The 17,343-nt window shown below is 47.5% G+C and carries 20 protein-coding genes; 10 read left to right on the forward strand and 10 right to left on the reverse strand.

Features of this window, described 5'->3' with window-relative positions; all coding sequences use genetic code 11:
* Nucleotides 1-7: 7 nt before the first annotated feature.
* Nucleotides 8-1,861, reverse strand: a complete 1,854-nt coding sequence (locus QU605_RS10085) for a DNA topoisomerase IV subunit B (protein WP_289725184.1) — start codon at nt 1,859-1,861, stop codon at nt 8-10.
* A gap of 139 nt (nt 1,862-2,000) precedes the next feature.
* On the reverse strand, nt 2,001-3,095 hold the full coding sequence (gene ychF, locus QU605_RS10090) for a redox-regulated ATPase YchF (protein WP_289725185.1): 1,095 nt from the start codon (nt 3,093-3,095) through the stop codon (nt 2,001-2,003).
* A gap of 171 nt (nt 3,096-3,266) precedes the next feature.
* Here ychF and QU605_RS10095 point away from each other — a divergent pair, with 171 nt between their 5' ends.
* Complete coding sequence (locus tag QU605_RS10095) at nt 3,267-4,721, forward strand: carboxypeptidase-like regulatory domain-containing protein (protein ID WP_289725186.1); 1,455 nt, start codon at nt 3,267-3,269, stop codon at nt 4,719-4,721.
* Here the strand turns inward: QU605_RS10095 and QU605_RS10100 are convergent, their stop codons facing one another.
* The gene (locus QU605_RS10100; protein WP_289725187.1) at nt 4,722-5,075 is read right to left on the reverse strand and encodes a 4Fe-4S dicluster domain-containing protein; all 354 of its coding nucleotides are present in this window, start codon (nt 5,073-5,075) and stop codon (nt 4,722-4,724) included. It lies immediately after the preceding gene.
* Nucleotides 5,076-5,180: 105 nt separating this feature from the next.
* Here QU605_RS10100 and QU605_RS10105 point away from each other — a divergent pair, with 105 nt between their 5' ends.
* Genes QU605_RS10105 through QU605_RS10115 form a run of 3 tightly spaced genes read left to right on the forward strand, consistent with a single transcriptional unit; the run spans nt 5,181 to nt 8,367 of the window.
* Nucleotides 5,181-6,257: an acyl-CoA reductase gene (locus QU605_RS10105; RefSeq protein ID WP_289725188.1), complete on the forward strand. Its 1,077-nt coding sequence runs from the start codon at nt 5,181-5,183 to the stop codon at nt 6,255-6,257.
* A 52-nt stretch (nt 6,258-6,309) separates the two neighbouring features.
* Nucleotides 6,310-7,374: a 3-phosphoserine/phosphohydroxythreonine transaminase gene (gene serC / locus QU605_RS10110; protein WP_289725189.1), complete on the forward strand. Its 1,065-nt coding sequence runs from the start codon at nt 6,310-6,312 to the stop codon at nt 7,372-7,374.
* Nucleotides 7,375-7,410: 36 nt separating this feature from the next.
* Complete coding sequence (locus QU605_RS10115) at nt 7,411-8,367, forward strand: D-2-hydroxyacid dehydrogenase (protein WP_289725190.1); 957 nt, start codon at nt 7,411-7,413, stop codon at nt 8,365-8,367.
* Nucleotides 8,368-8,378: 11 nt separating this feature from the next.
* Here the strand turns inward: QU605_RS10115 and QU605_RS10120 are convergent, their stop codons facing one another.
* Genes QU605_RS10120 through QU605_RS10135 form a run of 4 tightly spaced genes read right to left on the reverse strand, consistent with a single transcriptional unit; the run spans nt 8,379 to nt 11,258 of the window.
* A complete protein-coding gene (locus tag QU605_RS10120; RefSeq protein ID WP_289725191.1) occupies nt 8,379-9,035 on the reverse strand; it encodes a hypothetical protein in 657 nt (218 codons plus the stop codon).
* Entirely contained in the window at nt 9,032-9,862 is an 831-nt protein-coding gene (locus QU605_RS10125; protein ID WP_289725192.1) for an ABC transporter permease, read from the reverse strand. The genes QU605_RS10120 and QU605_RS10125 overlap by 4 nt, the downstream gene beginning before the upstream one ends.
* Nucleotides 9,859-10,719: an ABC transporter ATP-binding protein gene (locus QU605_RS10130; protein WP_289725193.1), complete on the reverse strand. Its 861-nt coding sequence runs from the start codon at nt 10,717-10,719 to the stop codon at nt 9,859-9,861. The genes QU605_RS10125 and QU605_RS10130 overlap by 4 nt, the downstream gene beginning before the upstream one ends.
* Complete coding sequence (locus tag QU605_RS10135; RefSeq protein WP_289725194.1) at nt 10,716-11,258, reverse strand: hypothetical protein; 543 nt, start codon at nt 11,256-11,258, stop codon at nt 10,716-10,718. Before QU605_RS10135 ends, QU605_RS10130 begins: the two co-directional genes overlap by 4 nt.
* 122 nt (nt 11,259-11,380) lie before the next feature.
* On the opposite strand from QU605_RS10135, the gene QU605_RS10140 reads away from it, so the two are divergent.
* The 3 genes from QU605_RS10140 (at nt 11,381) to QU605_RS10150 (ending at nt 12,899) form a co-directional block, all read left to right on the forward strand.
* Nucleotides 11,381-12,013, forward strand: a complete 633-nt coding sequence (locus QU605_RS10140) for a DUF937 domain-containing protein (protein ID WP_289725195.1) — start codon at nt 11,381-11,383, stop codon at nt 12,011-12,013.
* A gap of 84 nt (nt 12,014-12,097) precedes the next feature.
* Entirely contained in the window at nt 12,098-12,547 is a 450-nt protein-coding gene (locus QU605_RS10145; RefSeq protein ID WP_289725196.1) for a DUF6146 family protein, read from the forward strand.
* A gap of 31 nt (nt 12,548-12,578) precedes the next feature.
* Nucleotides 12,579-12,899 carry a DUF6787 family protein gene (locus QU605_RS10150; RefSeq protein WP_289725197.1) on the forward strand — a complete coding sequence of 107 codons (321 nt, stop codon included), beginning with the start codon at nt 12,579-12,581 and terminating at the stop codon, nt 12,897-12,899.
* A 26-nt stretch (nt 12,900-12,925) separates the two neighbouring features.
* On the opposite strand, the gene QU605_RS10155 is transcribed toward QU605_RS10150, so the two are convergent.
* The gene (locus QU605_RS10155; RefSeq protein ID WP_434967925.1) at nt 12,926-13,219 is read right to left on the reverse strand and encodes a hypothetical protein; all 294 of its coding nucleotides are present in this window, start codon (nt 13,217-13,219) and stop codon (nt 12,926-12,928) included.
* Between the two features lie 31 nt (nt 13,220-13,250).
* Nucleotides 13,251-13,850 carry a GTP cyclohydrolase I FolE gene (gene folE, locus QU605_RS10160; RefSeq protein ID WP_289725199.1) on the reverse strand — a complete coding sequence of 200 codons (600 nt, stop codon included), beginning with the start codon at nt 13,848-13,850 and terminating at the stop codon, nt 13,251-13,253.
* 160 nt (nt 13,851-14,010) lie between these two features.
* Here folE and QU605_RS10165 point away from each other — a divergent pair, with 160 nt between their 5' ends.
* The 3 genes from QU605_RS10165 to QU605_RS10175 are packed head-to-tail and all read left to right on the forward strand — an operon-like array spanning nt 14,011 to nt 15,999.
* Nucleotides 14,011-14,685: an ABC transporter ATP-binding protein gene (locus QU605_RS10165; RefSeq protein WP_289725200.1), complete on the forward strand. Its 675-nt coding sequence runs from the start codon at nt 14,011-14,013 to the stop codon at nt 14,683-14,685.
* A complete protein-coding gene (locus QU605_RS10170; protein WP_289725201.1) occupies nt 14,675-15,235 on the forward strand; it encodes a CPBP family intramembrane glutamic endopeptidase in 561 nt (186 codons plus the stop codon). The genes QU605_RS10165 and QU605_RS10170 overlap by 11 nt, the downstream gene beginning before the upstream one ends.
* Complete coding sequence (locus QU605_RS10175; protein WP_289725202.1) at nt 15,232-15,999, forward strand: TIGR02757 family protein; 768 nt, start codon at nt 15,232-15,234, stop codon at nt 15,997-15,999. The genes QU605_RS10170 and QU605_RS10175 overlap by 4 nt, the downstream gene beginning before the upstream one ends.
* A gap of 95 nt (nt 16,000-16,094) precedes the next feature.
* On the opposite strand, the gene QU605_RS10180 is transcribed toward QU605_RS10175, so the two are convergent.
* Nucleotides 16,095-17,237: a Gfo/Idh/MocA family protein gene (locus QU605_RS10180; protein WP_289725203.1), complete on the reverse strand. Its 1,143-nt coding sequence runs from the start codon at nt 17,235-17,237 to the stop codon at nt 16,095-16,097.
* Nucleotides 17,238-17,343: the final 106 nt, after the last annotated feature.

The raw sequence follows: 17,343 nt of genomic DNA on the forward strand, positions 1-17,343 counted from the left end.
TTTAGTATTATTGTTCTTCTATCAGATCTAATTCCACCCTTAGGTTTTCAATGATAAAACCCTGTCGGTTCGGAGTGTTTTTGCCCATATAGAACTTAAGTAATTCCTCAATGGACATCGCCTTATCCATCATTATGGGCTCCAGGCGTATATCGTCTCCGATAAAATGCTTGAATTCATCAGGTGAAATCTCACCAAGTCCTTTGAATCGTGTGATTTCAGGCTTTCCAGACAGTTTGGCGATTGCAGATTTACGCTCCTCTTCGCTATAGCAATAGATCGTTTGTTTTTTGTCGCGTACCCTAAAGAGGGGTGTCTGGAGGATATAGAGGTGATTCTCCTTGATAAGCTCCGGGAAGAACTGGAGGAAAAACGTAATGAGCAACAACCGAATATGCATTCCATCCACATCGGCATCGGTTGCGATTACGATATTGTTGTACCTCAGGTTTTCAATGGAGTCCTCAATATTCAGTGCAGCCTGGAGCAAATTGAATTCCTCGTTTTCATAAACGATCTTTTTGCTCATACCATAGGAATTCAGTGGCTTACCCCTCAGGCTGAATACCGCCTGTGTATTGACATCCCTGGATTTGGTTATCGATCCTGAAGCAGAATCCCCTTCAGTAATAAAGAGGGTCGTTTCCAGGCGCCGGTCACTTTTCATATTGTCCAGGTGAACCCGGCAATCCCTTAATTTTTTATTATGCAGACTGGCCTTTTTGGCTCTTTCCCGGGCGAGTTTCCGAATGCCTGAAAGCTCTTTGCGCTCTTTTTCAGCCTGCATGATTTTCCGCTGTATCTTTTCAGCTATCTCGGGGTTCTTGTGAAGGTAATTATCCAGATTCCTGCCTACAAAGTCATTCACATAAGTCCGCACCGTTGGCAAATCACCACCCATATCCGTGGAGCCCAGCTTTGTTTTGGTCTGGCTTTCGAAAACAGGCTCCATGACCTTTATCGAAATGGCCGAAATGACCGATTTCCGAATATCTGAGGCGTCGTAATTCTTCCCGTAAAAGTCCCTGATGGTCTTTACAAGAGCCTCCCTGAAAGCGGATTGATGCGTCCCCCCCTGCGTAGTGTACTGCCCATTGACAAAGGAGTGATACTCCTCGCTATACTGCGTTTTGCTGTGGGTGATGGCAATTTCAATATCATTGCCTTTGAGGTGCACCACAGGATAGAGAAAGTCATCCGGGTTGTTATAATCTTCAAGCAGATCCTTAAGGCCGTTTTCCGAGTGAAATTTCTCCCCGTTAAAAACGATTGTCAACCCCGGGTTCAGATAGACGTAAAAACGGAGCATGCGCTCAATGTACTCGTTGCGGTATTTGAACTTCTTAAATATCTCGGAATCAGGCACAAAAGAAACTTTAGTCCCTCGTCTTCTGGATGATTCATCGAGCAATTCTTCGGTCTGGAGCTCGCCCCTCTCAAATTCTGCAGTTTTGGACTTCCCTTCCCTGTTGGATTCGACCATAAAAAAAGAGGAAAGAGCATTCACAGCCTTGGTACCCACCCCGTTAAGGCCTACAGATTTCTTAAAGGCACGGGTGTCGTATTTCCCACCCGTATTCATTTTGGAAACAACGTCCACCACTTTACCCAGGGGGATACCCCGCCCGTAGTCACGGACAGTTACCCGATCGTCCTTAATTCCGATCTCAATGGTCTTTCCGGCCCCCATGACAAATTCATCGATACAATTGTCGATGACTTCCTTGAGCAGGATATAGATGCCATCGTCATGAGAAGAGCCATCACCGAGCTTACCGATATACATCCCCGGACGCATTCGGATATGCTCTTTCCAGTCAAGGGAGCGTATATTGTCTTCAGTATACTGCGTCTGCGACATGTATTTGGGGCTTTTCCCCTGCAATATAAAATTTAGGGGAAGAAATCAAAATGCAGGGCTCCGAAAGTAATTAACAAAGGAACTCCTGTAAATGTTGATAGTTTACTGTGACCTGTGGTTTAATATGCCGAATCCCGGATCAAACGTTAAACCTGAAGTGCATTACATCGCCATCGCGCACGACATATTCCTTGCCTTCAACTTTCATTTTACCCGCTTCCCGGACTTTCGCTTCGCTTCCAAAGGTGACATAATCCTCGTAGGCGATTACCTCGGCGCGGATAAACCCTTTTTCAAAGTCGGTATGTATAACCCCGGCGGCCTGAGGAGCCGTAGCGCCTATTGGGATGGTCCAGGCCCTGACTTCTTTTTCTCCCGCAGTAAAGTACGTCTGAAGGTTTAACAGGGCGTAGGCCGCGCGAATTAACTTAGAGGATCCGGGCTCTTCAAGCCCAAGGTCTTCAAGAAACATCTGGCGTTCCTCAAAGGTTTCCAATTCGTTTATATCGGCCTCGGTAGCTACTGCCAGTACAAGTACCCCGGCGTTTTCGTCAGCGACCGCCTCGCGAACCCGGTCCACGTGCGCATTACCTGAAACTGCCGACCTCTCATCCACGTTACACACATACAGCACGGGCTTATCCGTTAGCAATTGAACAGGCTTGACATAAGCCTCATAGGCATCCTGTTCGACGGAAATCGCCCGAACAGATACCCCTTGCTCCAGGCCTTTCTTCAACGTTTCGAGCACCTGTGCCTCACTCATCGCCTCTTTATTCCCGGTTCGGGCAGCGCGTCCAACCTTCTCCAATTTCTTTTCGACCGTCTCCAGATCTTTGAGCTGCAATTCAATGTCGATGGTCTCTTTATCGCGGATCGGGTCTACAGAGCCATCCACATGAACAACATTGTCATCGTCAAAACAGCGCAGGACATGCAGTATCGCATCGGTTTCACGTATATTCCCAAGGAACTGATTCCCCAGACCCTCACCTTTGCTGGCCCCTTTCACGAGCCCTGCAATATCCACGATTTCAACGGTAGCAGGTATAACTTGCTGGGGCTCAACCAGCTTCTCCAGCATTTCCAATCTGGGGTCTGGTACGTTGACCACACCCAGGTTCGGTTCAATCGTGCAAAATGGAAAATTTGCACTCTGTGCCTTGGCATTGGAAAGACAATTAAACAACGTGGATTTACCTACATTTGGCAATCCTACAATACCTGCTTTCATATCGTTTAGAACTAATCGTTACCGAATTCTCATTTAGTCAAAAGTGGCGCAAATATAGTCCTATTTCACGTCTCCTGCTATTGCAATTACATCCTGGGAAAGAAATCCTACTTTCGCCGGTAGCTGGTCGTAACATTTGGGGCCCGGTATCGTCTAACAAAAAAATCAAGTATGAAATCGCATTTCCTGCTAATTCTGCTGCTAGCACTCCCCTGCCTAAGCCAGTCTCAAACCCTGAATGGTCGGATAGTCGACGGACAAACCGGAGAAGCCGTACCCTTTGCAACGGTTGTTACCGGGGTAAACAAAGGAACCATATCGAATGAGGAGGGTTACTTTTATCTGGACACCAGCGGATTGACGGCAGCAGGTATTAAAATTTCCTGTATGGGTTACGAAACCCTGGAAATTCCCGCTGATTCCCTGGACTCCCTTGACGTTTTGCGCCTCAACCCAGCTGCTATACGGCTAAATGAAGTGCGCGTCGGGGAGCGGATTCCGGAAGCTGAGGAGATCATCCGGAAAGTAAACGAAAACATCCCGGTAAATTATTATACGGACGAGCGTAATTACACATTCTTCTACAGGGAGTCCGAATACATGAATTGGGATCAGCTCGACATGGAAGTGGAAAAAGATTCCGAACTAAATCGGGAGGAACTCGGGTCTGCTCAGGAAGAATTAAAGGCGCTGAGCCGCTATATCAGCGAAAGCCAGGCGGTTTCCTACCTGGACTATAACGGGGCATACAGGCAACTTAAAGACTCCAGTCTGATATGGATTGATCGGGCCACCGAACTAATCGACACCAAAAAGGATTTTTCGATGGATAATCTACAGGCGAGAGCTCAGAAAATCGTGCTCTCCCATTTGGACAGCACCCAGACCTATAAGGTCAAAACAGGCATTATAACCGTGGAGGACAGTATTTCCATAGATGAAGAATTCGGACGGGAAGGCTTTGGGGACAGTACTTCTGTGAATGCGCTCAATGGCAGGGTATCGAACCTGTTGTCGGTTGCGGGATTTGAAAACGAAGATCGGCTCAGCGATTTTCTGGATGAGGGGTTGTACCGCTATGAATTGGTCAAACCGACTTACTTCAATGGATTTTACGTATATGCGGTCCGGTTTACCCCGAGAAAACGCAAGGCGAAGTTTGCGGGCACACTTTATGTTGATGCCAGCAACTTTGCTGTACTCAAAGCGGATTATAAATACGCCGATGGGAGGAATGGCCAGAGCGTGAACCTCAAACTCCTGCTCGGTATTAAATACATTGAAAACAAAGACCAGGGTACTATCGTATTCCAACAAGATGACTCAGGAAAATATAATCCCCATTACATTCAAAAAGAGTACGGTAATTACGTTTACCTGCATCGAAGCTTAAAATTTATTGAAAACAGTTCTTCCCGTAAAAAAGTCCTGTTCGACTTTTTACTGGAAGGAGGTGTGCGCCAAAAGGAAAGCCTTTTGATACGCCCTTCAGAACCGATGACTTCCCAGGCTTCCACAGACAAAATACTCGTTCAGAAACTGGACGCATACGAGCCGACGATCTGGCAGGATACGGAAATTATTGCGCCTTTGGAGGAAATGAAGAATTTTAAGGTCTCGAACTGATCAACTGTCCGGGTGCATAAAGCGCTGTTTGGCGAGTAATACCTCCTCGCTTTCAACATGGCTTTCATCCGGGACACAGCAATCTACCGGACATACAGCTGCACACTGGGGCTCTTCATGGAATCCCATACACTCCGTGCACTTATCCGGTGAAATATAATATACTTCGTCACTTATGGGCTCCTGTACAGCGTCTGCATCCACAGACTTACCATCGGGGAGTACCACATTTCCCTTCAGGGAGGTTCCGTCGCTGTAGCGCCATTCGTCCGCACCCTCGTAGATCGCTGTATTAGGGCATTCGGGTTCGCAGGCCCCGCAGTTTATGCACTCATCAGTGATGATTATAGCCATGGTTTATTTCTTTTTCAAAGATTGGATCGTACAGGATTTGTCCATAGCTGCGCGATCCGTATTTTTGCGCAAAGTTAAGGGCTGATTCCCGTACCCACAAATTTCATGACAGTCAAAGACCCATCCTTTTATGCTTTAGTTCAACTGGGGGAAGCACTCCGCAAGATTCCCGGGAAAAACAAAACGCCGATGTCAGTTGAGGGAGTCCCGTGGGGCGATCTTGAAAGTCTTCTTGAACAGACCTACCAGCAAAACGCCTGGTTTACCAGGGAATCCTGTTTGTTTGCGCTCAACTATTGGGGAGAAGCGCTCAAAGAAGCATCTCTGACCCAATGGCTAGCGAATTATAAGACCCCTGAAGGGAACCCGCTGAGGGTGGCCCTGATCATGGCGGGAAACATCCCCCTGGTTGGGTTCCATGACCTTATTTCCGTATTGCTTACCGGAAACAGCGCTGAGATTAAATGCGCCTCCAAGGATACCCTCCTGTTAAAATACCTGGTTCAAAAGCTTGCAGATCACAGCCCTGAATTGCGTAACCGCATTTCGTTCACAGAAGGGAAACTCGGCCCCTTCGATGCCGTCATCGCGACAGGAAGCACAAATACAAGTCGCTATTTTGAGTATTATTTTTCGAAGAAACCCAATATCATCCGAAAAAACCGGCATGGAGTAGCTGTACTCACCGGAGCGGAAAGTCCCGGCGAACTGGCAGGCCTCGCCGAAGATGTTTTCCGGTACTTCGGTATGGGCTGTCGCAGTGTCTCGAAACTCTTTGTTCCCAAGGGATATGACTTCGACCCCTTGTTCAATGCTTTTTTTAGATTTAAACACCTGATTGATCACCAGAAGTACGGAAACAATTACGATTACAACAAGGCGGTTTTTCTGATGGGAGGCAGCCCGATGCTCGACAATGGCTTTCTTTTGCTGAAGGAAGACCAGGGCCTCGGATCACCCATTGGCACTTTGTTTTACGAAACTTACGATGAGCAGGAAACTGTAATTGAAAAACTAAAGGCCTCAGAGCACGCGATTCAGTGTATTGTAGGAGGTACCTGGTTACCCCGGGCTGTTCCTTTCGGAAACTCCCAAAAACCGGAACTCGCAACCTACGCGGACGGCGTGGATACTGTTGACTTCCTGTTGAAAACATCCTCGGAATCTACTGCCCTGCATTAGACCTTAGCCCACTATTTTTTCGGAACTTTACATTCCCTAAAGCAAAATATCGATGAAGAAACACAATTTTAGTGCTGGTCCCTGTATCCTGCCGGAAGAAGTACTGCAAAAAGCCGCCCAAAGCGTCGTAGATCTGGATGGATCAGGACTGTCCTTAATCGAAATTTCACACAGGAGTGAGGCCTTTGTAGCCATTATGGAAAAGGCCAGAACCCTGGCCTTAGAACTCCTGGGGCTCGAGGGAAAGGGATATAAAGCTCTTTTCCTGCAGGGAGGAGCCAGCCTGGAATTTTTAATGGTGGCCTATAATCTTCTGGAATCCTCCGCGGGCTACATCAATACGGGTACCTGGAGTCAAAAAGCCATAAAGGAAGCGAGTGCTTTCGGGAAGGTAGTCGAAATAGCGTCCTCAGAGGATGAGGGTTTCAATTACATCCCCAAAGGCTTTGCCGTACCCGAAGGCCTGGATTATCTGCACCTGACTTCAAATAATACCATCTTCGGAACACAGTTTAAAAAATTCCCTGCTACTTCTGTACCTCTGGTAGCGGATATGAGTTCCGATATTTTCTCCAGACCCCTGGACTATTCCATGTTCGACCTCATCTATGCCGGAGCCCAGAAAAACATGGGACCAGCGGGTGCTACACTGGTTGTGGTAAAAGAAGAAATCCTGGGTAGGGTTACGCGTAAGATCCCATCCATGCTGGATTATACGGTGCACATTGGGAAGGAGAGCATGTTTAATACGCCTCCTGTATTCGCGGTTTACACCTCCATGCTGACGCTCGAATGGCTGCAACGGCAAGGCGGAATTGCAGGTATAGCGGAACAAAATGAAAAGAAGGCGCGCCTCCTGTATTCGGAAATCGACCTGAATCCACTCTTTGACGGATATGCCAAAAAAGAGGATCGATCCGATATGAATGCCACCTTTACACTTACAGAACCTGCCCTGAAGGATACATTTGATGCAATGTGGAAAGCCGCTGGAATCAATGGATTAAACGGACATCGTTCCGTTGGCGGGTATCGCGCATCCATGTACAACGCCCTTTCGATGGAGAGTGTTGGTGTGCTGGTAGACGTAATGAGCGACCTGGAGCGTAAAGCCTGATTGGGATTTTGAACAGATCGCTATATTTGCACCCCTATGATTGTATTAGCAAACGACGGAATTACCTCAGGTGGGAAAGAAACCCTTGAGAAAGCAGGTTTTGAAGTACACACTGTACGCGTAGCTCAGGAACAACTCGCCAACTACCTCTTGGAAAACAAGGTAACCGCCCTTTTGGTTCGCTCCGCAACACAGGTGGACAAGCATATCATCGACAGTTGCCCGGATTTACAGCTTATTGGACGCGGGGGCGTTGGAATGGACAATATCGATGTGGCTTATGCCAAAGAACGTGGAAGACACGTGATTAATACCCCGGCTGCATCGTCAGATTCCGTGGCTGAACTCGTTTTTGCCCATTTATCGGGTGGGGTCAGGTCGCTTCACGAATCGAACCGACTCATGCCCCTGGAAGGGGATATACATTTTAAGGCGCTTAAAAATTCATTTGCCAAGGGATCTGAGCTCAGGGGTAAAACCCTTGGGATTATCGGATTTGGAAGAATCGGGAAGGCTGTTGCTCGCCTCGCACTCGGAGCGGGAATGAAGGTGATCTATAACGACCAGACGACTCCAAGGGGAAGTGTGGAAGTCTCTTTTTTTGACGGGAGGTCCGTCCCATTCGAATTTACTACAACACCCTTTGAAGAGCTCTTACGCACATCCGATTTCATCACCCTTCACGTACCTGCTCAGAAAAAACCTGTAATCGGGGCCGAAGAGATCAAAAAAATGAAAGCCGGGGCTGCCCTGGTGAACACTTCCCGAGGTGGGATTGTGGACGAAGTTGCCCTGATAGATGCCCTTGAGGAAGGAAAACTGCGGTTTGCTGCACTGGATGTATTTACATCCGAACCCAAACCGGAAGTTCAAATTCTGATGCAACCCAAATTATCCTTGAGTCCCCACATAGGGGCTTCAACTGTTGAGGCTCAGGAGCGGATTGGTGAAGAACTCGCACAGGGCGTTATTCGCTGTTTGCAGACCGCATAGGTCCACAGGGTTTATAAAAGGGTAAGCCCTCTATGTGCCAGGCGGAGATAAATCGCTCCGCGCTCCTGCGGGTCCTGATCTTTTTTATCTTTATCTATCTGGGTGTCGCGCCCCAGAAACCTCAATGGAATCTTAACCCCAGAAACCTCAAATTCAACCCGGATTTCAGAAGGCAACGGGTCTTCTTCAGCCTGGTAGGTGTAGAAGATATCATAAACCCCGTTCTTCTTTGTACTAATCTGAGATTTAAGCACATGTAAGGTTTCACGATCCACCCATACTGAGGCGATTGAAAAGTCTGACGCTTCAGTGGTGGGGATAATTTTGATTAAATCGCATTCACGTCCCTGCAGTTGCACCTTTCCAAGACTCAATGTCATAAAAGGGTATCGATAGAGTTCGTTCAGGGTCAGGTCGAGTCCGCGCTTGGGAATCATCACGAAATCTTCAGAGGTAATCGCGATGGGCTCCCCTTTTACATAGCTGATTTCAGCTTCTTTAACAGGCATAGTCACAAAACTGATGTCGACTTCCATTTCCACTGAGGCTTCAAATGCAACTATGGAGTCCATACGCGACTTAATAGCCGTCAGAACAGGGTCTACTTCCTGGGCGGGGAGAAAGGACCCTCCCAGAAGTACGGCAATAAAAAATGAAATCAGTTTCATGTAATATCTCTTTTTTCAAAAACCCGCATCCCCAGTACGCCAAAAACCAGGGTATATACGATGAGTACGGCGTTCTTTTTCACAATCACGCCATAAGGTATCTCTGCAAAGAATACATACTGCCAGTTGTCCGTGAGTTTCGGAAAAAACAGCAAATTGACCAGGTCTGAATCAAATTCAAGGCGTAAAACAAGGGTGGTCCCGATAAGGAACAGGGCGGCAATGATCCAGGTAATCGTGGCTTCCTGAAAAAGGACACCCAGGGTAATGCTTACCGTGGCGTAGAAAAACATGGTGATCGAACCCACTAAAAATGCCAGCAGCAAACGCTCCAATGCCTCTGCCGAGTCAAAAAAGCTAAGGCCATCGAGGAAAACCACAAGATCCCCTTTACCAAACAACAGATAGGAAAATGCAAAGGTAGAGAGAATCAGGACGATCAGAATAAAGGCGGTAAATACGAGGGCAGCGATATATTTACTCAAAATAAACTGACGTTTTGAAACGGTTTGCAAAAGCACCGCCTCCACAGTGCGATCCTTGTACTCCGAGGTGAGGAAACCTGAAACCACTATCATAAGAATCAGTGGGATATGAAACCAGAAAGCGTTTAAAACCAGGTAGATTATCAGGTTTCCATTGAGCAGGTTACCCTGAAACTCAAAGGACTCCCTGAGATTATCCAGGAATACGTCGAGAAATTCTTTTCCCTGATAATATGCACTTACCATGATAAATGCTTCGAGTACAAAAACCGCGGCAATAGCGTAAAAGGTCTTGCGCTGCCTGAAGATTTTAAAAAGCTCGGTACGTATCAGGTTTCTCATCCTGGCGTTTTTTCAAAAAGGGCCGCAAGATTGGTCTGGGGAACGCAGGCGGTCAGGGTAATCCCGGGTTCCGAAGTCAGGTGCTGGAGTACCTGATGTATATTAGGGCCTTCCAGGTGCAACAAGGCGCTTCCTGTACGAAATTCCACATCTGCCGAGGCAAGCGTTTTAGAAGCTTTCAGTCCTGTGCCGTAGATCAGGTAGGACTTGGCTGCCTGTTGCAAAATCTCCCTTGCGGGTCCATGCCTGATTATTTCACCCTGATTGATCACATAGAGCCTGTCGCACAGATCCCCCAATTCGACAAGATTGTGGGAAGAAATCAGGATTCCGATTCCCCTGGAACCAGCTAGCGTACGTATTTCGTCCTGAAGGGTTCGAATTCCGATCGGATCAAGGCCGGAGAACGGCTCGTCCAGTACGACACATTCCGGATCGTTTAACAAGGCTATGGCAAGCCCTAGCCGCTGCTTCATACCCATGGAGTAATTCCGAACAGGATCGGTCCGGTCCGGGGAAAGTCCTACCTGCAGGAGTTCGTTTTCTAGTTCTGCTTTTGTGAGTTCCAAACCCTGGATACGGGCAAATACCCTGAGGTTTTCCAGGGCCGACAAATACCCGTACAAGGCTGGCTTTTCAATGATTCCCCCGAGGGGTTTTGAAGATTCGGAGTGGATTTGAAGTGATCCTGAGTCCCTGCTTACAAGCCCCAGAAGAATCCGGAATAAAGTCGATTTACCCGCTCCGTTTGGGCCGATAAGGCCACAGATTTCCCCTTTATGAAGTTCCAGGGAAACTCCTTTGAGGACCTTAAGAGAATCATAGGATTTACAAACGTCCCCGGCAGACAGAATCATGAGACGCCTTGTGGTTGAAGGTTGGAAAAGTTGTATTTAGGCCGGTAGTATTTCTCCATAAAGGTCCGGCGCCAGAAAGCCCTCCGGATCAGAAATAACGGATCCATCACCATAAAATAAGGGATGTAATGGTACCACTTAACTCCTTTTTTCTGGTAATATTCTTTGAGGTCATCTTCAAGTCCGAGTTCCCTGGCTGCCTGCAACGCCGCATTTCGCTGACATTTTGAACCGATAAAACGATTCGCCAGCCTGGGGCGCAACCCATAAGAGTAGAAAAGATCTTTTGCCTTCTTGTAGTCCTGAAACCTTGACCATGCATCCATGATCGTAAGGAAAATATGGACGAAGGAAAAGAGGAAAAAACTGGTCCAGAAAATGATCCAGAATACACTGCCTGACTCTATGGATAGTAGCAGCATATAACCGTACAACCAGGATTCCAAAATAAAGAGTACCAGAGAACCGTGTAGTAATCTTCCTACCCGGTAATAAGATACCAGCCAGTGGGGTTGTTCTGGCAAATGCACATGGACCATCGTCAAATATAATACGTTTGTTAAAGTTTTTCTAATTCTACTCTTGATAAATCCTCAGAGCGATAAAAAAATAGGTGATTACTCCTATTTTTCCTACTTTAAGGAACCAAAATTTAAACAAAATGCCAGGATTACAGGATTTACTGAACAGTTCAATGGGAACGGAACTCATTAAAGGATTAGCGGGTGAAACAGGCCAGCCGGAGGACAAAACCGCCGAGGTGCTCGCAATGGCCATGCCTACCATGCTGGGTGCCATGAAAAAAAATGCAGGAAGCCCACAGGGGGCAGAAAACCTGATGAATGCGCTTTCCTCCAGACATACAGGGGATATTCTCAATGATCTTGGGGCCCTGTTTAGCGGTGGCGTAGACCCGAGCATCAAAAATGATGGTGCCGGAATCCTGGGTCACCTCTTTGGTTCCAGACAGGCCACGGTGGAAAACACATTGAGTCAGAGATCCGGGATGGATCCTGCCGCTATTTCCCAAATTATCCAAATTGCAGCTCCCATCTTAATGGGCCTTCTGGGCAAACAACGCGCTCAGAATGGTTTTTCGGATCCAAGTGGTTTGAATGATGTTTTAGGAGGCTTATTAGGCGGGGAGTCTCAGTCTAATCTCAGCATGGTAACATCGATTCTGGATGCCGATGGAGATGGCAGTTTTCTGGATGATGTCGCAGGCATGATGGGCGGATCCTCCAAAAACTCAGGCAGCCTTGGCGGCCTCCTGGGCGGCCTGTTCGGCAAATAGGTAAGGTCAAAACCACATCTTAAAAACCGAAATCTCTTGGCCTATTGCGGAGATTGTGTTTCTGCTTCACTCTAAAGCGACCTTATGAAGTTGATTAAACTTTGTAGTTTTTTACTGGTTGTACTCCTGGGCATGGGGTGTAAAAGCCAGGCGGAAAGCCTTCAAATCAGCCCTTCTGAAAAAGCGGCCTTCGAATCGTCCTCCGGGCAAGCCGTAGTCATTGCAGACGAAGCGACCGAATATGAGATCGTAATCATCGATCCGGGGTTCTACAGCTGGCTCAAGGGGTTCGCCCGACCGGAAGGGTATTATTCACAGACCTTCCTGGAAAACAGAAACGCGATTTATGTCATGAATTGGAATCAGCGTGTGCTTTTGCCTTCAGACTATCCGAAAGACCTTTATGAATGGCCGATTGACTACGATCCGCAAATCGATTACGGGTATGAGGTAAATTATAAATTGTATAATTATTTTATCTACTTTCAGCGGAGGTATAATCAGCGACTCGGTCCTTTTATTCCCAGATTATAATTTTTTTACCTTTGCCACTTTAAAAAAGGGAATGCAAAAACTCAAAGAACGCTGGGGCATCCATTCGACGTTCCAATTACTGGTTATTTTTACGGTCTTTGCCATTACCGGGTCTTCTTCGGTATATGTTGCGAAACCCTTTCTGCAATGGGTTGGGCTACAACCCGAAAATTTTGGAGATGCCTGGTGGGGACCCTGGATCTACTGGACACTCAGAATCCTGATCATTTTTCCTATCTACCAGGTCCTGCTGGTACTTTTCGGCTGGCTTTTCGGGCAGTTTAGATTTTTCTGGAACATGGAGAAGAAAATGCTCAAAAGAATGGGGCTCGGCTTTCTGCTCCCTTCCTGACTTACTGATTTATTAATTCCATGTGTTCAGGACTTTTGTGATTCCGTGGCCGGATATGCTGCCTTATCGATCATATAGGTATAAAGCCACATAAGTGTAAAAGATGGAATCAGGTCAAAACCGGGGAGCAACTCTTCCAAAAAAGCAATAACACCGGCAATTTTTCCTTTCCGACCCGGATACATCCGCGTCATAAACCATCCGGCCACAGGAGCCCAGAGGATGTCCAGAAATTCGCCAAGGCCCGGTATCGCAAGGGATATCATACCTATTCCATCCAGGAGGAGTCCGTAAAAAAGCTTTTTATTTTTGCTACTCATCTTCATTTCCTCTGGAACTAAACGCCTTACCTCAGGAGAGGTCTGAGCTGATGAGTTTCAGGAATTCATTACGGGTTTCAATTTTTTCAAACTGACCCCGAAAGCCTGAAGTAGTGGTTACCGAATTTTGCTTTTGCACCCCCCGCATCATCATGCACATATGTGCAGCCTCGATCACCACGGCAACTCCTTTTGGATTTAAAGTTTGGTTAAGGCATTCCAGGATATCATCCGTCAATCGCTCCTGTACCTGCAGCCTCCTGGCAAAAACATCAACTACCCTGGGTATTTTACTCAGACCAACTATATGGCCATCCGGAATATAGGCCACATGGGCCTTGCCGAAAAATGGCAGCATATGGTGCTCGCAAAGTGAATATAATTCAATATCCTTAATGATGACCATCTCGCTGTAAGACTCCTTAAACATGGCGCCCTCCAGAATTTTGACTGCATCCTGACGGTAACCCTGGGTGAGAAACAGCAGCGCTTTTGCGGCCCGCTCCGGCGTTTTCTCCAGGCCTTCCCTTTCTGTGTCCTCCCCTATTTCCTTCAATATTCGGTCGTAAAAGCCACGTACTTCCGAGGTGATTTCAATATTGTACTCTTCGAGATATTTGTAAGGGGCCATAGCTGTATTTTTCCTAAATATCCTAAAAATTTACGACTTTAAGGATATAACTTCCCTATGAAGGCAACCGGGATATAAAGGGAAAAGACGTGGTATCCTTCGCTTTTTCATTTTGACAATTCTCCCTTAATGTGTACTTTCAGACCCGTTAAAAAAATTCATGATCCAGGCTGAAAACATACATAAATCCTACGGGGAGGTAGAAGTGCTTAAAGGAGTTAGCCTGAATATAGCCAAGGGAGAGATTGTGTCTATTGTCGGCGCTTCGGGTGCTGGAAAAACAACACTGCTCCAGATACTCGGAACCCTGGATACTCCCGCTCCTGAGCACCCTTGTCAGATTCAGATCAATGGATCGGACATCACCCGATTAAACGAAAAAGGGCTCGCCAGATTCAGGAATGAACACATTGGTTTTATTTTTCAGTTCCACCAGTTATTGCCCGAATTTACTGCCCTGGAAAATGTTTGTATCCCGGCATTTATAAAAAATACAGACCGGGGCGAAGCCGAGAAACAGGCCATGGAGTATATGGATTTCCTCGGCTTGAGCCATCGGCTTCACCACAAGCCCTCAGCCCTTTCTGGAGGTGAACAGCAGCGGGTGGCCGTGGCCCGGGCACTCATCAACCAACCCTCTGTTATCATGGCGGACGAGCCCAGCGGAAACCTCGATTCTGCCAGTGCAGATCGCCTGCATGAACTCTTTTTTGAACTTCGGGATCGCTATGGTCAGACTTTCGTTATTGTCACGCACAATAAGGAGCTGGCTGCCATGGCAGATCGAAAACTCACCATGGTGGACGGCAGGATCATCGCTGAAAATGGGGATTAATTCACTTATTAAATTTCTCAGGAAACCAGCATATGAGGTGGATCCTGAGCCATCGCCAGCATACCGCCTTCGCACTTCCGCCTCATTACTGGCCTGGGCGCTTCTGATCGGGCTCGGTCTGGCACTCCTCCTCGGCCTGATCGAGGCCTACGTTCCATATGATCTGGACGAACACGCCCTGGAAACCCTCATGGAAACCTATTCCCCCCTTACCATCCTGATCCTCGCGAGCCTGGTCGCACCCGTACTGGAAGAGCTCCTGTTCAGAGGGCCTATGTGGTACTTCAGGAATTCGAGGTATTTCCCTGCTTTTTTTTATCTGTTCACCCTGGCATTTGCCCTGGTGCATCTCGGCAATTACCCGAATCTCTTTGAAATCTGGCCGATTTCACCCTTACTGATAAGTCCCCAGTTTATCCTGGGGCTCTTTCTGGGGTTTATCCGGATCCGATTTGGCCTGATTTGGTGTATTGGATTTCACGCGGCGTATAATACCGTGTTGTTGGCCCCGCTCCTGCTTCTTCATGAACTTGAAATTCCGCTTTCATGAACAGAAAAGAACTCAAAGCCTTCCTGGATGCCAAAACCCTGCAGTATCAGCGGCCGGATTTTTTGAGTTCAGACCCCATTCAGATACCGCATAGATTTCAAGACCAATCAGACATTGAAATCGCGGCTTTTTTGACAGCCACCATCGCGTGGGGCAACCGCCTGAGTATTATACGCAGCGCAAACAAAATGATGGAAATCATGGACGAGGCACCTTATGACTTCGTCACCAGCGCCTCCGAAAAGGAATTGAATAAATCCGCCCAGTTTGTACACCGCACTTTCAACGGCATCGATTTTACAACCTTCGTAAAAGGTCTGAGGCATCTATATAAGAACTATGGTGGAATGGAACCTTTATTTACCCAATACGCCAAAGGCGATGACCTGCAGGAAGCCATCACCAAAGTACGCAGTCACTTTTTTGAAATCCCCCACCTCAAGCGAAGTGAAAAACACTTCTCTGATCCCGGCAGGGGTTCCGCAGCCAAAAGACTCAACATGTTCCTGCGCTGGATGGTCCGGCCTTCAGATTCAGGCGTGGACTTTGGATTATGGAACCAAATCAGCCCCGCCCAACTCTCTTGTCCATTAGATGTGCACTCCGGGAAAGTAGCCCGGGCACTGGGCCTTCTGACCCGAAAACAAAACGATTCCCGTGCGGTTCAGGAATTGGATTCCGCCTTACGCGCACTCGACCCTGAGGATCCTGTAAAGTATGACTTTGCACTTTTCGGCCTCGGGGTTTTTGAGAAGTTTGAGTAGCCTGACGCTATTTTAGGCAAGTACATATTGTTTTGCTTTTAAAAGCGCTTATGCCCTGTGGAAAGTTTTCACGTGTACTATCGGGGATTATTTCTTTACCTGTCCACAATCCCATACCGCTCCGGCAAATCAAGCGCAATACGGCGCCCCCCTTCTCTTATGGAACGGTAGATGGCCTCTACGATGACCATATCCCTTCTTCCCATTTCACCGGGTGCCAGATTCGGGCTTCCCGTCAGGATGTGTTTGGCAAAATCGTCCATTTGCAACTTTTGCTGGCTTTCATGCGGAAAAGAAAGCGGGCCTTCGGAAGTACTGCCGCTTAATGGCCCATAATTGTTGGCCGGGTTTAATTCGAACCAACCCTTGTCCCCGGATCCATAAAGCCGGTTAACATTGGCATTGTGCGAAGTCATCATATGCCCCATAGTGGTCCCTTGGAAATCAAACTGGGCGGTAATTGTTTCGTCTGTGTCCCTGAAATACCCGGGGCGTGTACTGAATTCCTGTGCCGATACAGCTGTTGGGTTTTTTCCACAGCTGTAGATGCAGCTCTGAATGGAATAGACCCCCATGTTCATTAAGGCCCCTCCACCAGACAGGGCCTTGTTCAATCGCCACTGATCCGGATTCCCTCTCGAAATATAGGCGGCATCCGCCGAGACAAAGTTGATATTACCCATTACATTTTCCCGGACCAGTCGCTGGATCTCCTGGGTATAGGGCTCCGACTGAAGCCGATACCCTACACTGAGTTTTACACCTGCCGACTTGCAAGCTCCGATAATGGCGTCGCATTCTGCAACCGACATCGCCATGGGTTTTTCACAAATCACATGTTTTCCGGCCTCTGCCGCCCGAATGGAAAATTCGGCGTGCATGCTGTTGGGAAGCACCACATACACGATATCCACCGCATCATCCTCGGCAATCTGGTCAAAAGTTTCGTAAGAATACACATGGGAACTATCAATATTGTACTTCTGCTGCCATTTGGATCTTTTGGAGGGCGTGCCCGTCACGATGCCGGCGAGATGGCAGAACGCAGTTTGTTGGAGCGCAGGGGCAAGTTGATACGTACTGTAGCTTCCGAGACCCACAAGGGCTACCCCGAGTTTGTCTTTCTGAAGTTCCCTGCCCGATTTCTTTGCCGAAGCCCCAAAGGCCGTTGTCAATACCCCGCCGGCAACCCCTCCTGCTAGCTTTTTACTAAATGTTCTCCTTGTGATATCACTCATACTGCGCTTTTCCTCCAAGTTACAATTTTTTTTAGCGCGCGAATACCTCTCAGAACACCTTCATTTTTTAAAAACAAAGAGAGTTAAACATTTTAAAAATGCTATT

Source organism: Robiginitalea aurantiaca, from assembly GCF_030380815.1.
In the GTDB taxonomy this organism is placed as follows: domain Bacteria; phylum Bacteroidota; class Bacteroidia; order Flavobacteriales; family Flavobacteriaceae; genus Robiginitalea; species Robiginitalea aurantiaca.